The 14,485-nt window shown below is 72.6% G+C and carries 15 protein-coding genes; 10 read left to right on the forward strand and 5 right to left on the reverse strand.

Annotated elements, in window-relative coordinates:
• The first annotated feature begins 35 nt into the window (after positions 1-35).
• From Ae331Ps2_RS11475 to Ae331Ps2_RS11500, 6 genes are all read left to right on the forward strand, one after another.
• Positions 36-443 carry an SCP2 sterol-binding domain-containing protein gene (locus Ae331Ps2_RS11475; RefSeq protein ID WP_075308978.1) on the forward strand — a complete coding sequence of 136 codons (408 nt, stop codon included), beginning with the start codon at positions 36-38 and terminating at the stop codon, positions 441-443.
• Positions 444-480: 37 nt separating this feature from the next.
• A complete protein-coding gene (locus Ae331Ps2_RS11480) occupies positions 481-1,536 on the forward strand; it encodes an alcohol dehydrogenase catalytic domain-containing protein (RefSeq protein WP_083695465.1) in 1,056 nt (351 codons plus the stop codon).
• Positions 1,533-3,056, forward strand: coding sequence for an aldehyde dehydrogenase (locus tag Ae331Ps2_RS11485; RefSeq protein WP_075308976.1), 1,524 nt, complete (start codon positions 1,533-1,535; stop codon positions 3,054-3,056). The genes Ae331Ps2_RS11480 and Ae331Ps2_RS11485 overlap by 4 nt, the downstream gene beginning before the upstream one ends.
• 191 nt (positions 3,057-3,247) lie before the next feature.
• Entirely contained in the window at positions 3,248-4,591 is a 1,344-nt protein-coding gene (locus tag Ae331Ps2_RS11490; protein WP_083695467.1) for a cytochrome P450, read from the forward strand.
• Positions 4,591-4,791 carry a ferredoxin gene (locus Ae331Ps2_RS11495; protein ID WP_020627742.1) on the forward strand — a complete coding sequence of 67 codons (201 nt, stop codon included), beginning with the start codon at positions 4,591-4,593 and terminating at the stop codon, positions 4,789-4,791. Before Ae331Ps2_RS11490 ends, Ae331Ps2_RS11495 begins: the two co-directional genes overlap by 1 nt.
• Positions 4,792-4,872: 81 nt before the next feature.
• Complete coding sequence (locus Ae331Ps2_RS11500) at positions 4,873-6,087, forward strand: NAD(P)/FAD-dependent oxidoreductase (RefSeq protein WP_075308974.1); 1,215 nt, start codon at positions 4,873-4,875, stop codon at positions 6,085-6,087.
• Here the strand turns inward: Ae331Ps2_RS11500 and Ae331Ps2_RS11505 are convergent.
• Positions 6,084-6,776 carry a TetR/AcrR family transcriptional regulator gene (locus Ae331Ps2_RS11505; RefSeq protein WP_075308972.1) on the reverse strand — a complete coding sequence of 231 codons (693 nt, stop codon included), beginning with the start codon at positions 6,774-6,776 and terminating at the stop codon, positions 6,084-6,086. The two genes, Ae331Ps2_RS11500 and Ae331Ps2_RS11505, sit on opposite strands and share 4 nt — an antisense overlap.
• A 190-nt stretch (positions 6,777-6,966) precedes the next feature.
• On the opposite strand from Ae331Ps2_RS11505, the gene Ae331Ps2_RS11510 reads away from it, so the two are divergent.
• Together Ae331Ps2_RS11510 and Ae331Ps2_RS11515 are read left to right on the forward strand one after the other, a co-directional pair.
• On the forward strand, positions 6,967-7,371 hold the full coding sequence (locus tag Ae331Ps2_RS11510; RefSeq protein ID WP_075308970.1) for a hypothetical protein: 405 nt from the start codon (positions 6,967-6,969) through the stop codon (positions 7,369-7,371).
• A 51-nt stretch (positions 7,372-7,422) separates the two neighbouring features.
• Positions 7,423-8,235, forward strand: a complete 813-nt coding sequence (locus tag Ae331Ps2_RS11515) for a GntR family transcriptional regulator (RefSeq protein ID WP_249265615.1) — start codon at positions 7,423-7,425, stop codon at positions 8,233-8,235.
• Between the two features lie 6 nt (positions 8,236-8,241).
• Here the strand turns inward: Ae331Ps2_RS11515 and Ae331Ps2_RS11520 are convergent, their stop codons facing one another.
• Positions 8,242-9,393 carry a TDT family transporter gene (locus tag Ae331Ps2_RS11520; protein ID WP_075308968.1) on the reverse strand — a complete coding sequence of 384 codons (1,152 nt, stop codon included), beginning with the start codon at positions 9,391-9,393 and terminating at the stop codon, positions 8,242-8,244.
• A gap of 70 nt (positions 9,394-9,463) precedes the next feature.
• Here Ae331Ps2_RS11520 and Ae331Ps2_RS11525 point away from each other — a divergent pair, with 70 nt between their 5' ends.
• Positions 9,464-10,354, forward strand: coding sequence for a LysR family transcriptional regulator (locus tag Ae331Ps2_RS11525; RefSeq protein WP_075308966.1), 891 nt, complete (start codon positions 9,464-9,466; stop codon positions 10,352-10,354).
• A 72-nt stretch (positions 10,355-10,426) separates the two neighbouring features.
• Here the strand turns inward: Ae331Ps2_RS11525 and Ae331Ps2_RS11530 are convergent, their stop codons facing one another.
• Complete coding sequence (locus tag Ae331Ps2_RS11530) at positions 10,427-10,840, reverse strand: STAS domain-containing protein (protein WP_020627735.1); 414 nt, start codon at positions 10,838-10,840, stop codon at positions 10,427-10,429.
• A gap of 355 nt (positions 10,841-11,195) precedes the next feature.
• Between Ae331Ps2_RS11530 and Ae331Ps2_RS11535 the strand changes: the two genes are divergently transcribed.
• On the forward strand, positions 11,196-12,161 hold the full coding sequence (locus tag Ae331Ps2_RS11535) for a TIGR03557 family F420-dependent LLM class oxidoreductase (protein WP_075308964.1): 966 nt from the start codon (positions 11,196-11,198) through the stop codon (positions 12,159-12,161).
• Positions 12,162-12,286: 125 nt separating this feature from the next.
• On the opposite strand, the gene Ae331Ps2_RS11540 is transcribed toward Ae331Ps2_RS11535, so the two are convergent.
• Together Ae331Ps2_RS11540 and mscL are read right to left on the reverse strand one after the other, a co-directional pair.
• Complete coding sequence (locus Ae331Ps2_RS11540; RefSeq protein WP_043282049.1) at positions 12,287-13,699, reverse strand: APC family permease; 1,413 nt, start codon at positions 13,697-13,699, stop codon at positions 12,287-12,289.
• A gap of 192 nt (positions 13,700-13,891) precedes the next feature.
• On the reverse strand, positions 13,892-14,479 hold the full coding sequence (gene mscL / locus Ae331Ps2_RS34230) for a large-conductance mechanosensitive channel protein MscL (protein WP_020627732.1): 588 nt from the start codon (positions 14,477-14,479) through the stop codon (positions 13,892-13,894).
• Positions 14,480-14,485: the final 6 nt, after the last annotated feature.

The raw sequence follows: 14,485 nt of genomic DNA on the forward strand, positions 1-14,485 counted from the left end.
GGACGTCTGCCCCTGCACTCAACGAGGAGATCACCATGGGCTTCTTCGCCGACAGCAACGAGGTCGACACCTACATCGGCGGCGTCTTCCGCGCGGCCAACGACCACCCCGAGTCCGGCCCGAAGATGCGTGCCGCCGGCATCAACCTCCGCGTGCTCTACACCGACCCGGACACCGAGATGTGGGTCAAGATGCGTGAGCCGGCGATGGAGGTCCACACCGGCGCCGACGACGACAAGGCCGACATCACCCTGATGATGCGCGCCGACACCGGCGACAAGTTCTGGCGCGGCGAGTACAACCTCGCCGTCGGTCTCGCCAAGGGCGAGGTCAAGGCCAAGGGCCCGGTCAACAAGATCCTGAAGCTGGTCCCGCTGACCAAGCCGATGTTCCCGATGTACCGGGAGCTGGTCGCCGAGAAGGACGCGACCGCGAACGCCTGACCGCCCCGTCCCAGAGCAGAGGAAGGACGCCGATCCGATGGCGACCATGAAGGCGGTCGTGCTCCGCGAGCCGCACAAGATCGAGGTCATGGAGGTCCCGAAGCCGGAGATCACCGACCCCGGTGACGTCCTGCTGCGGGTCGACCTCACGGCGATCTGCGGGACCGACCTGCACCCCTACGAGGGGCGCATCGTGATCGAGGACGACGTGGTGCTCGGCCACGAGTTCCTCGGCACCGTCGAGGCCGTCGGATCCGCGGTCAACCTCGTCTCCGAGGGCGACCGCGCCGTCGCCTCCTGCGTCGTGAGCTGCGGCAACTGCTACAACTGCCGCCGCAACCGGCCGGGCCAGTGCTTCGGCACGATGATCTTCGGGCTCGGGGTGACCTTCGGCAGCCTGTCCGGCGGCCAGGCCGAGTACGTGATCGTGCCGAACGCCGACCGCACGCTGCGCAAGCTCTCCGACGAGGGCAAGGGCAACGACGAGGACAAGCTGTTCGTCGGCGACATCATGGCGACCGGCTACGAGGCCGTCCGCAAGTTCATCCAGCCCGGCGACACCGTCGCCGTGGTCGGGGCCGGCCCGGTCGGGCTGTGTGCCGCGATGTCGGCGAACGTGCTCGGCGCCGCGCAGACGATCGTGGTGGACAAGGTCCCGGCCCGCCTCAAGGAGGCGGAGGCCATCGGTGCCGTCCCGGTGAACGCCGACGAGACCGACCCGGCCGACGCCGTGCAGGACCTCACCGACTGGCGGGGCGCCGACGTCGTGATCGACGCCGTCGGGCACCCGTCGGCGCTGCTGTCGGCCTGCACCCTGGTCCGCTCCGGTGGCGCGATCTCGATCCCCGGTGTGTACACCGAGGACAGCATCGAGCTGCCCTTCGGCGACCTGTACCTGAAGGGCGTCACCATCGCCCAGGGCGTCGCGAACATCACGAACTACATGGACGAGACGCTGGCGCTCATCGCGGCGGGCAAGCTCGACCCGAGCCGGTTCATCTCGCACCGCATGCCGATGTCGCAGGCGACCGAGGCGTACCGGATGTTCGAGGAGCGCGAAGCCACCAAGATCGTCCTGGACCCGACCGCATGACCGCCGGGACGACCGTCCGCCACTTCCCGATGCGGATCGGTGGCGAGGACGTGGACTCGAACGACCGCCTCGAGATCCGTGACCCGCAGAACGGTGAGCTGGTCGCCACCGCCGCCTCCGGTGGCGCGTCGGCGATCGACGCGGCCGTCGACGCGGCCCAGGCCGCCTTCGACGACGGCGGCTGGTCGCGAGCCACCCCGGCGCACCGCGCCTCGGTGATGCGCGCGATCGCCGACCGGCTCGGCGAGCGGCTCGACGAGATGGTCGAGCTGGAGATCATGGCCAACGGCGCCACCGTGCGTCAGGCCACCGGCTTCCACGTCGGCTACTGCGCCCCGCACCTGGAGTACTTCGCCGGCCTGGCGGAGCGCTACGAGTTCGAGACGCCCATGCCGCGGTCCACGTTCCCGGTGCTCGGCCAGTCGACGCTCCGCAAGGAGCCGATCGGCGTGGTCGGCGCGATCGCACCGTGGAACTTTCCGCTGCTGCTGAGCCTGTGGAAGTTCGCCCCGGCCCTGGCCGTCGGCAACTCGGTGATCCTCAAGCCGGACGAGAAGACCCCGCTGTCGGCGCTGGAGTTCGCGGCCATCGCCGAGGAGTGCGGGCTGCCGCCGGGTGTGTTCAACGTCGTCCCGGGCCCCGGCCCGGACGCCGGCGCGCGCCTGGCCAGCCACCCGGGCGTCGGCAAGATCGGCTTCACCGGATCCACCGACGTCGGACGCGAGATCATGCGCCTGGCCTCGGGCACGGTCAAGGCCGTGACCCTGGAGCTCGGCGGCAAGTCGCCGGCGCTGGTCCTCGACGACGCCGACCTCGACATCGCCGTCGACGGGGTGCTCTACGGCTGCATGCTGTACTCCGGCCAGATCTGCGAGTCGATGACCCGGCTGCTGCTGCCGGACTCGCTGCACGACGAGTTCGTGGAGCGCATGGTCGCCCGCGCGTCCACCATCCGGCTCGGGGACACCCGGGACTGGGAGACCGACATGGGCCCGGTCGTCTCGGCGAAGCAGAAGGACCGGATCCTCGAGCTGATCCGGTCCGGCAAGGACGAGGGCGCCACCGCGGTCCTGGGCGGCGACGAGGCCCACGTCGAGGGCTACGAGGGCGGTCACTGGATCCAGCCGACCATCTTCACCGGCGTCCGCAACGACATGCGGATCGCCCGCGAGGAGATCTTCGGTCCGGTGCTGTCGGTCATCCGCTACGGCTCGGAGGCCGAGGGCGTCGCCCTGGCCAACGACACGCAGTACGGGCTGGCGTCGTCGGTGTGGAGCCGCGACAACTCCCGGGCCCTGGACGTCGCCGAGAAGATCAAGGCCGGCTCGGTCTGGATCAACGACGCGCACCAGATCAACTGCGAGGTGCCGTTCGGCGGGTACAAGCAGTCCGGCGTCGGCCGTGAGCTCGGCCCACGCGCGCTGGACCCCTACGTCGAGGAGAAGAACGTCCACCTCGACCTGTCCGGCACCCGCGAGGCGCGTCCGTACGACGTCCTGCTGAGCCACGCCGACGACTGAGGCCTGCCCCGCCATCGGCCCCGTCCCCCGGTACCCCCTCACCGGGGGACGGGGCCGCCTCTCCCGATGGGGGTACGACCTCCCCCTCCCGGGGAGACGACCGTCCCCACGTCTCTCCGCACACTCGTCAGTGACCCCGTGTCACCAGCTTTCCGCCCGCGGAGCACCCCGCCGGGCTCGGAGGAGATCCGATGACCGCCACCTTCGACGCCACCGACTTCGAGTCGGAGATGTACGACCCGGACGCCGTGGACATGATCCCGGCCACCAGCGAGGGCAAGCCCGAGCACTACCCGATCGACATCTCGACCAAGGCGTTCTGGAACCAGACCTCGGAGCAGCGTGAGGAGACCTTCAAGGTCCTGCGCCGCGAGCAGCCGGTCTCCTGGCAGCGTCCGGTCGACGACGCCGTCACCCCCGACCCCGACGACCCCGGCTACTGGGCGGTGGTCAGCCACGCCGACATCGTCACGGTCAGCCGGGACAACGACACCTTCATCTCCGGGCAGGGTGTGCTGTTCGACCTGCTCCCGCCGATCTTCCTCGAGCTGACCCAGTCCTTCCTCGCGATGGACAACCCCAAGCACGACCGGCTCCGCAAGCTCGTCGCCTCGGCGTTCACGCCCAAGCAGATCAAGCTGATCGACGACCGGATCGCGCTGGCCGCGAAGGAGATCGTCGACGACGTCGTCGCCGAGCCCTCCGGCGAGATCGACTTCGTCCAGCGGGTCGCGAAGGTGCTCCCCACCCGCATCTTCTGCGACATCATGGGCGTCCCCGAGCACCTGCGCGAGGCCACTGAGCGCAACGCCGCCGACATCGTCGCCTGGGCCGACGACGAGGTCCTCGCCGGCCGCGCCGCCGACGAGGTGCAGGTGCAGGCCGCGACGAACCTGCACGACATCGCCGCCGAGCTCATCGAGCTGAAGACCGCGGAGCCGTCCGACGACCTGATCACCTCGCTGATCAACGCCGAGGTGGACGGCCAGAAGCTCGACGAGTTCGAGATCGGCTCGTTCTTCGTGCTCATGGCGGTCGCCGGCACCGACACCACCCGGCACACCTCGGCGTTCACCGTCCGCGCCTTCACCCACTTCCCCGAGCAGAAGCAGTGGCTCATGGAGGACTTCGACGGCCGGATCAACAACGCGATCGAGGAGTTCGTCCGGTACGCCTGCCCGGTCATGACCTTCCGCCGCACCGCGGTCGTCGAGACCGAGCTGGGCGGCAAGAAGATCGTCCCCGGCGACAAGGTCGTCATGTTCTACCCGTCGGGCTGCATGGACGAGAAGGTCTTCGACGACCCGGAGAAGTTCGACCTCTCCCGGGAGAACGCGAAGGCGCACACCGGCTTCGGCGGCGGCGGCGTGCACTTCTGCCTGGGCAACCAGCTCGCGAAGTCCATGCTCAAGGCGCTGTTTCGCGAGCTGCTGTTCCGCATCCCGCAGTTCGAGGTCGGCGAGCCCGAGCTGCTGGGCACCAACTTCATGCGCGGGGTGAAGCGCATGCCGTTCCGATTCTCCCTGGAGAAGTGATGGGTCTGCGTATCGAGCTCGACGAGGGCAAGTGCAGCGGCCTGGGCCTGTGCGAGGCCGAGGCGCCGGAGCTCTTCGAGGTCCGCGACGACGGTTCGCTCGCGGTGCTGGACGCCACCCCGGCCGAGGAGCACCGGGCGGCCTGCGAGGCGGCGATCGCCTCCTGTCCGACCGAGGCGCTGCGCCTCGTCGAGAGCTGACCGCACACACCCCCTCACCGCGGGGACGCCGGGAGACCGCCACTCCCGGCGTCCCCACTCCCTTCTCCGGAGGAGCACACCGTGGAGCACCTCGTCGTCGTCGGTGCGTCGCTGGCCGGCATCCGGGCCGTCGAGGCGGCCCGCAAGGCCGGCCACCGGGGCGCCGTGACCCTCGTCGGGGCCGAGCGGCACCTGCCCTACGATCGCCCGCCGTTGTCGAAGGCCTTCCTCGACGACACCGGCGAGGAGCCGGCCGACCCGCGGTTCCGGACCGAGGAGCACCTGCGCGACGAGCTGGGGGTCGAGCTGCGCCTCGGCGTCCCGGCGACCTCGCTGGACACCGCGGCGAGACTGGTCGGGCTCGGCGACGGCGCCGAGCTGGGCTACGACGCGCTCGTCGTCGCGACCGGCGGGGCGGCGCGGACGCTGCCCGGCACCGAGGACCTCTCCGGGGTGCACGCGCTGCGGACCTGGGACGACGCGCTCGCCGTCCGCTCCGCGCTGGACGCGGGCGCCCGCACCGTCGTCATCGGTGCGGGGTTCATCGGCTCGGAGGTCGCCAGCTCGGCGCGCAAGCGCGGCCTGCCCGCGACGATCGTGGAGACCCTGCCGGTCCCGCTGGTCCGTTCGGTCGGCGAGGACATGGGCAAGGCCTGCGCCGACCTGCACCGCGCGCACGGCACCGACCTGCGCTGCGGAGAGACCGTCGACGGGCTGGAGTCCTCCGGCGGCGCGGTCACCGGGGTCCGCCTGGGGTCGGGCGAGATCGTCCCGGCGGACCTGGTCGTCGTCGGGATCGGGGTGTCCCCGTGCACCGGCTGGCTGGAGGGCTCGGGCGTCGAGCTGCACCAACGCGACCGCGGCGTCGTCGCCGACGCCACGCTGCGTGCCGCCGACGGGGTGTACGCCGCGGGCGACGTCGTGCACTTCCCGAACCACCTGTTCGACGGCGAGGTCATGCGGCTGGAGCACTGGACCACCGCCGCCGAGCAGGGCGCGGTGGCAGCCAGGAACGCGCTGGACCCGGCGAACGCCACCGAGCTCGGCACCGTTCCGTACTTCTGGTCGGACTGGTACTCCAGCCGGATCCAGTTCGTCGGCCGGCCCGCCGCCGACGAGATCCGGGTGGTGTCCTCCGAGCAGGGCGCCGACCGCTTCCTCGCGCTCTACCGGCGCGGCGACCGGCTGGTCGGGACGATCACGATCGACCGGCCCACCCAGATCATGAAGTACAAGCGGCTGATCTCGAAGCGGGCGAGCTGGGCCGAGGCGCTGGAGTTCGCCGGGGTGGGCTAACCGTTCCGCTGGCCGTGCTGACCCGAGGCGTCCGCGGCATCGCCGTCGTCGACCTCGAGCATCCGGCGGGCCAGGCGCTTCCAGCTCGCGAGGTGCGGCTCGGTCTCGTGGTCGCGGGGGTTGATGGCGTAGGTCATCGCGACCCCGCGCATGCTGGTGAACAGCAGCTCGCGGCACTCGTCGAAGGCCGGGTGGCTGGACAGCGCGGGGCCGAACAGGGTGGCGACCACGTGGGCCACCGCGGTGCCGAGGCGCCGCTCCGCGGGGAGCAGCTCGGCACGGATGTCGTCGTTGGTGCGGGCCGCGACCCACAGCTCCATCGACGCCCAGAAGTACGGCTGCATGAACGTGCCCCACAGCAGCTCCACGGCCCGCTCACAGCGGGCGGTGCCGGTGGTCCCCCCGTACTCCGAGTCCACCACCCACTGCTCCATGTCGGCGATCCGCTCGGCGGCCAGGTGCTGCGCGGCCGCGATGAGCAGTGACTCGCGGCTCGGGAAGTGGTGCAGCAGCCGCCCGCGCGACACCCCCGCGCGCCGCTGCACGGTCACGGTCGTCGAGTGCGCGTGGCCGTGCTCGTACAGCTCGTCGAGGGCGGCCGCGAGGATGATGGCCCGGCTGCTGGCCCGGCGTTCGTCCTGCGTGCGGCGGGGGCGGGGCGAGTGCGGTCCGCCCGCGGGGGAAGCCATGCCGGGGAGGGTAGCCCTCGGCGGCGTGACGGACGGCCGTACGTGCTGCTCCACCCGACCCCGGGGTTCGTCGTCCGAGGGGGGTCGATGATCGATGACGACACTCGTCCGCTCACATCGTGGGACGGGACGTAACACTCTCGGGTATCCGCTTCGATCACCAGAGTGACGTCGGACGTGAGGCGGGTGGATGGACAGCACCGGACCGTACGGGCGGTACTACGCGGAGCGCGCCGCGGCGGGTCAGCGCACCGTGCTGTGGCCGTGGCTGCTGCTGGCGCTGGTCGTGCCGGTGGTGCTGCTGGGCGGGGCGATCGTGAACGGCGACGACCGTGCCGAGGCGACCACCGTCCACCGGGCCGCGCCCGTCCCGGCGCGGGAGGCGACCGAGGGCGTGTACCGCGCCGGTCTCGACCTCGCACCGGGCACCTGGGCCACCGACGGTCCGACCCCGGGCCGGGAGTGCGGCTACACGCGCACCGGCGTGGACGGCACCGAGGTGTCCCGCGGGGTCCTGCACGGCCCGGCCGCCGCCCGGATCCTCGACGGCGAGTCGGTCGTCCTCACCGGAGCCTGCACCTGGTCGCTCCGCTGACCCGTCGGTCGGGATCGCCCGTCCGCGTGCCCGGTCCGTACATTCAGCGGGGTGCGTGACGCCGAGTCGGGACCGGTCCCCGGACCCGCCGTGCTCCGTCGCGAGCCGGGGCGGCTGCTCTGGGAGCAGCTGCTCGATGACCTGCGCCGCCGCCTGGACTCCGACGCGTTCACCCACGGCTTCCCCGGCGAGCTCGCCCTGGGCCGGGAGTACGGCGTCAGCAGACACACCGTCCGCCAGGCGGTGAAGGTGCTGCGCGACGAGGGCCGCGTCGTCGGGACGCGGGGCCGGCCGTCGCGGCAGGCGGCGCCGATCGAGACCGCCCAGCGCCTGGGCGCGCTGTACAGCATCCACGAGTCCGTCCGGGCCATGGGCCTGGAGCAGCGCAGCGTCGTGCGCTCCCTGGACGTCCGCGCCGACGGCGTGGTCGCGGCGCGTCTCGGCCTGGAGGAGTCGACACCGCTGGTGCACCTGGAACGGCTGCGGCTGGCCGGTGGCGAGCCGCTCGCGCTGGACCGGGTGTGGCTCCCGCACGACCTGGCCGCGCCGCTGCTGCACGCCGACTTCACCGGGGTCGCCCTCTACCAGCGCTACGCCGAGCTGTGCGGCGTGGTGCTCACCGGTGGCCACGAGACCATCGCGCCGATCCTGCCCACCCCCGCCGAACACCGGCTGCTGGGCGGGAGCCCGTCGACCGCCGCGTTCTCGGTGTCCCGGCTCGGCAGCGCGAAGGGGCGCCCGGTCGAGTGGCGCCGCACGCTGGTGCGCGGGGACCGCTTCGTGCTGCGGGCCGACTTCTCCACCCGCGACGGCTACCAGCTCGACCTGCTCAAGGCCCCCGACCGCAGCGACCCGCGTCGCTGAACGCCCCTATGCGGGGCGAGCAGGTTCGGAGCGGACGAGCGCACCGTGCACGGTCCGGGCACCGACGACGAGCCAGGCCGCCACCAGCAGCACGTACAGCGCCATAGCGACGACGGCGAGCGCCGGCGTCCCCAGCCGTTCCACCAGCAGGTTCGTGCCGGTCACGCAGGTCCCCAACGGGAAGGTGAAGCTCCACCAGGTCAGCGTGAACGGCAGTCCCCGCCGGACGGTCCGCAGGGTCACCGCGGCCGCGAGCGCCAGCCACAGCATCGCGAACCCCCACACCGGGACTCCGTAGACCACCGCGATCACCGCCGCGGCGCCCGCGTACGGCTCCGGCACGCTGCCGGGCGCGGCGTTCGCCAGGAGCCCGGCCGCGGTGACCGACTGGCCGAGCGGGCCGAGCACGATCCACAGGGTGGGGACGGCCGCCGCCGGGCCGGTCCCGTGCACGACGAGCCGGTGCCAGATCTGCGGGAGCAGGGCCAGCGTCGCGAACAGGCTCATCCCGAACAGCGCGACGCAGGCGAGCAGCAGCGTGGTGCGGCCCTGGCCCGGCGCCAGGTGCACGACGAGCAGCGCCCCGTCCGCGGCCGACACCATCGGCGGCACCACCGGCAGCAGCCACGCGGGGGACACCGCGTCCGGCCCGACCGTGTGCCGGGTGATCATCAGATACGGCACGCCGACCGCGGTGACCAGCCCGAACACCGTCCCGACGAGCCACAGCACCGCGCTCGTCGCGAGCGCGGCCGGAGCGCCGAGCACGGCAGGGCCGAACTGGACCGCGCCGGCGCCGACCGTCATGAAGGCCATCGCGACGGCGCCGTAGGACTGCACGGCCACCGGGTCCGCGGCGTGCGCGCGGGCCCGCTCGGGGGAGCGCACCCGGTGCGCCACCGCCGCGGCCACGAGCACCACCAGCAGTGCCGAGGCCAGGCCCCACACCCCGGTCGCCCACGCGGTCAGCAGCGGGGAGCGGAACGGCAGCGTCGCGGCGGCCCCGCCGACGATCCCGGTGCCCATCACCGCGGCGAACCAGTTCGGCCCGAACGACCGGACCGCGTCGCCCGGGGTGTCGAGCCCGCGCAGCAGCCCGAGGCGGACGAACGCGTGCGGCGGAGCGGCCGCGGCCGGGGGACGGAGGTGCGTGGTCATGTCCCCACGGTCGGCCGGTCGGTGACCGGGCGGTACCCGTCGCGGCGTTGCGGAGTCACAATCAGAGGTTGTGACCCTGTCCCCGCGCGTCGCCGACCTCGTGCCCTACGACCTGCTGGTCTCGGTCGCCACCCTGGGGAGCATGGGCAGGGCTGCTGCGGTCCACGGCATCTCCCAGGCCGCGGTCAGCGCCCGGGTCAGGACGCTGGAGGCCGCACTCGGGCTGACCCTGCTGGAACGGTCGCCGCGCGGTACCCGGCTCACCCCGGACGGGGCGCTCGTCGTCGAACGGGCGCGGGCCGTGCTGGACGCCGCGCACGCCCTGGACGAGGGCGTCGCCGCGCTGCGCACCGACCGGGCGGCCCGGCTGCGGGTGGCCGCCAGCTTCACCGTCGCGGAGTACCTGCTGCCCCGCTGGCTGGTCGCGCTGCGCGCCGAGCTGCCCGGCACCGCGGTCACGCTGACCTCGCACAACACCGCCGAGGTGGTCGACGACGTCCGCTCCGGCGACGCCGACCTCGGATTCGTCGAGGGCCCGGACCTGCCCGCCGACCTCGACGGCCAGGTCGTCGGGCGGGACCGGCTGGTGCTCGTCGTCGCGCCGGACCACCCGTGGGCCCGGCGCCGTGCGGTGGACGCGGCGCGGCTCGCGACGACGCCGCTGGTGGCCCGCGAGCCCGGCTCGGGCACCCGGGAGTTCCTGGAGCGCGCCCTCGGGGACCTCGCGCCGCCGGTGCTGGAGCTCGGCTCGACGACGGCGATCAAGAACGCGGTCGCGGGCGGCGCGGGCCCGGCGGTGATCAGCGGTCTGGCGGTGGCGGCCGAGGTGGCGGCCGGAACGCTGCGGACGGTCCCGGTGCGCGGCGCCGACCTGCAGCGACGCCTGCGCGCCGCCTGGCGGCGGGGCCGCGCGCCGTCCGGGCCCGCGCTGGTCCTGGTGCGGCTCGCGGCTCACCGCTGACCGGTCCCGGGGCACCGCAGGTTCCCGTCCGCGACGGACGGGCGCCGCGGACGGGACCGTCGAGGTGCAGGCTCAGCAGGCAGCCAAGGCCGTGTCGAGGTCCGGGTACCAGGTGATGACCTGGTCCAGCCCGGTCATCCGCACCGGTCGGATCACCGCCCGGTTGTCCGGGCCGGTGACCCCGTCCAGGCGGACCCCGGCCTCGCCGGCCGCGCGCGAGGACCGGACCACCGCCGTCAGACCGTGCGACCCGAGGAACCCGACGCCGGACAGGTCCAGCAGGGCCCGCGCCGGTCGCGTCTGGTGGAGCATCTCCGACATCCGCACCCGGATCGCCTCGGCCTCGGCGAGGTCGACCTCGCCGATCACCTCGAGGACGGTCACCCCGGGCGCCGGGGTGTGCTCGCGCAGGCTCACCCGGGAGTGCGGTTCCGGCCAGCTGCCCGTGTGGCCGAGCCGCCGGCGGTCGGGCTCGGCCGCCGTCACGACGGCCGCCCGACGCCGGGCACGCCTGGCCGGCGACCCCGCCTGCCCGATGGGGCGGGGCCGCGTGTCCGGGAACGTGCGGCCGAGTTTCCGATGGGCTCACCGTACCGGGCCCGGGTCGGTTGTCCACCGGTCGACCTGCAGGATCCCGGCCCGAGGGACAGTCTTCACCGGGTGACCACCTCCGCATCACCGCGGCCGGAGGACCCGGCCGGCGACGGCGCCGTGACCGTCGTGCGGCGCGGGCCGACGGGTGTACCGGCACACCGCCGGGTCGATCGTCCGGCTGCCGCAGGAGTGATCCGCCGACCGCCGGGAACCCCGTCGGGGCACACCCGAGGAGAGGACACCCGTCGTGCAGATCGGCTTCAAGCTCTTCGCCGAGGCCTACACACCGCAGGAGATGGTCCGTCAGGCCGTCCGTGCCGAGGAGGCCGGTTTCGACTTCGTCGAGATCTCCGACCACTACCACCCGTGGCTGGAGAGCCACGGCCACTCCGGGTTCGCCTGGTCGATCCTCGCCGCCATCGCGATGCGGACCGAGCGGATCGGCCTGGCCACCGGGGTGACCTGCCCGACGATCCGCTACCACCCGGCGATCATCGCCCAGGCCGCGGCGACGACCGCGCTGCTGTCCGAGGGCCGGTTCACCCTCGGCGTCGGCTCGGGCGAGCAGCTGTCCGAGCACGTCACCGGACATCCGTGGCCGGTCGTCGGCGTGCGGCACGCGATGCTCCGCGAGGCGTTGGAGATCATCCGGCTGCTGTGGACCGGTGGCTACCGGACCTACCGCGGCACCCACCTGTCCGTCGAGGACGCGCGGGTGTTCGACCTGCCGGAGACGCTGCCGGACATCGTCGTCGCCGCGGGTGGGCCGAAGGCGGCCCGGATCGCCGGTGAGCTGGGTGACGGCCTGTTCGCCACCGAGCCCCGCACCGACCTGATCGACGCCTACACCGCCGCCGGCGGCACCGGTTCCCGCTGGGCCGAGGTCCCGCTGGCCTACGCCGGAACCGTCGACGCGGCGCTGGAGTCGGCGCACCGGCTGTTCCGGTTCGGTCCGACCGGCTGGAAGATCCAGGCCGAGCTGCCCAACGTGCGCAACTTCGAGGCGGCGACGGCCTTCGTCCGTCAGGAGGACATGGCCGACGCGTTCGGAGCGGGCCCGGACGTCGAGGCCCACGTCGCGACGGTGCAGGGCTTCGCCGACGCGGGCTACGACCGGCTCGCGCTGATCAGCGCCGGACCGGACGTCGACGAGTTCTTCACCTTCTACGAGGAGCAGCTCGCCGGCCGCCTGCGCGACCTCGCCGACCGGTGACCACGGATCGGGCACCGGACGGGTCGGCGTGCGACGTGTCCGGTGCCCGACCGTGACCACGGCCGGTCGGCCGTACGGTCCCGGTGACCGCGCCGCGGCAGGCACCGGGACGAGCGGGCCCCTCGTCAGCCGTCCAGCTTCGACGGGTCCAGGGTCGCCGTCTTCACCCCGAGGCTGCGGTTGAGCAGCAGGGTGATCCCGTAGAGGACCAGGCCGAGCAGGAGCAGCAGCCCGGCCAGCTCGTACTGGATCGCGTCCCGCCCGGAGAAGGGCAGGACCAGGTACAGGCTCGCGACCGCGCCGACGATCGGCAGTCCGGGCGGAGCCCGGAAGTGGTCCTCGGCGATCCGGTCGCGGCGCAGCACCAGCACCGCGATGTTGACGATCGTGAACACCGCGAGCAGCAGCAGCGACGTGGTGCCGCCGAGCGCGGAGACGACGTCGGAGTCCGAGTCGAGCGACACGTAGCTGATCAGGGCGAACGAGATCAGCGTCGTGAAGATGATCGACACCCACGGCGTGCGGCGGAACGGGTGCACCCTGGCCAGCGGCTTGGGCAGCACGGCCTGGTTGGCCATCCCGTAGAGCAGCCGCGATGCCATCAGCATGTTGATCAGGGCCGAGTTGGCGACGGCGAACATCGAGATGAACGGCAGCACGACGTCGGCCGGGATGCCGGGGGCGCCGGCGCGGACGACCTCGACCAGCGGAGTCTCGCTCGCGGCCAGCGGGCCGACCGGGACCAGCGCCACCGAGCAGATGGCGACGAGCACGTAGATGATCCCGGTGACGGTCAGGCCGGTGATCATGATCTTGGGGAAGATGCGGCGCGGCTCGTGGCACTCCTCGGCCATGTTCACCGAGTCCTCGAAGCCGACCATCGCGAAGAACGCGAGCGAGGTCGCCGAGGTGACGGCGAGGAACACCCCCTTGTCCTCCGGGGTGTCGAAGGCGACCACGCGCGACCAGTCGGCGTCGCCGCCGGCGATGGCGTAGATCCCGATCAGGATCACCAGGAGCAGGCCGGACAGCTCGACCAGGGTGAGCACTACGTTGAGCTTCACGCTCTCGCCGACGCCGCGGAAGTTCACCAGCGCGACCAGCAGCATGAAGCCGAGCGCGATCAGGACGATCCCGCCGTTGCCCAGGTCCAGCCCGAAGCCCTCGTTCAGGTTCGCCGCGAACGCCCGGGACGCCGTCGACGCCGAGGTGATCCCCGAGCTCATCACCACGAAGGTGACCATGAAGGTCAGGAAGTGGATGCCGAACGCCTTGTGCGTGTAGAGCGCCGCGCCCGCCGCCTGCGGGTACTTGGTGACGAGCTCCAGGTAGGAGAACGCGGTGATCATGGCGACGGCGAAGGCGACCAGGAACGGCACCCACGCCGCCCCGCCGACCTCCTCGGCGACCTGACCGACCAGGGCGTAGATCCCGGTACCCAGGATGTCGCCGATGATGAACAGCAGCAGCAGCTTGGGCCCCATGACGCGCTTCAGCCCGGGACCGTCCTCCGCCACCTGCGTCGTGGCTTCCGCCATCGTGCCGTGCTCCCCTCCGCGGCGGCCCGGTGCCGCCCGCGACCGGGCCAGCCTGGTGGGGGGTTCGTGCCGTGTCGAGTCGAAAGGGCGGCGTGTTTCCTCCGGAACGAGTGTGTGTGCCGTCGGCCACGGGACGGCCACCCTCCGATGTCTGCTCGCGGGCCGTCGGGCGGCGCCCCGGAGGAACCGGGCTCAGCCGCGGTGGCGGGGCCGGCGCGGAGTGTCCGGGTAGGGCTCGGGGTGGCCGTCGTCGACCGGGCCGGGCCGGGGTGCCTGCGGCGCGGGCTGCGGAGGCAGCGGACGGCCCTGTGGCTGCCCGGGCGGCACCGGCGGCGCCGGCGCCGTTGGCTGCCCGACGGCACCGGGCGACGGCGCGAGGGTCCGCTCGCGGTCCCGCTCGGCCTGGTCGCGGAGCAGGTCGCGGATCTCCTTGAGCAGGTCCAGGTCGGTCTCCAGGGCCGGGTCCTCCGCGTCGCGCCTGCGGCGGTCCTGGAGCCACTTCATCGGGAAGACGACCAGGAAGTAGATGACCGCGGCGGTGATCAGGAAGGTGATGACGGCGTTGAGGAAGCTCGCGTAGTCGAGCTGCACCTCGTCGGTCAGCGGGATCGTGCCCGGGGGCACGGCGTTCTCCCCGCCGGAGAACAACCGGAGCAGCGGCTCCAGGAACGCCTTGGTGAAGGCGGTGACCACGGACGTGAACGCCGCACCGATGACGACGGCGACGGCCAGGTCGATCACGTTGCCGCGCAGCAGGAATTCCTTGAAGCCCTTCAGCACGCCGGA

This window comes from Pseudonocardia sp. Ae331_Ps2 (assembly GCF_001932405.1).
Lineage (GTDB): Bacteria > Actinomycetota > Actinomycetes > Mycobacteriales > Pseudonocardiaceae > Pseudonocardia.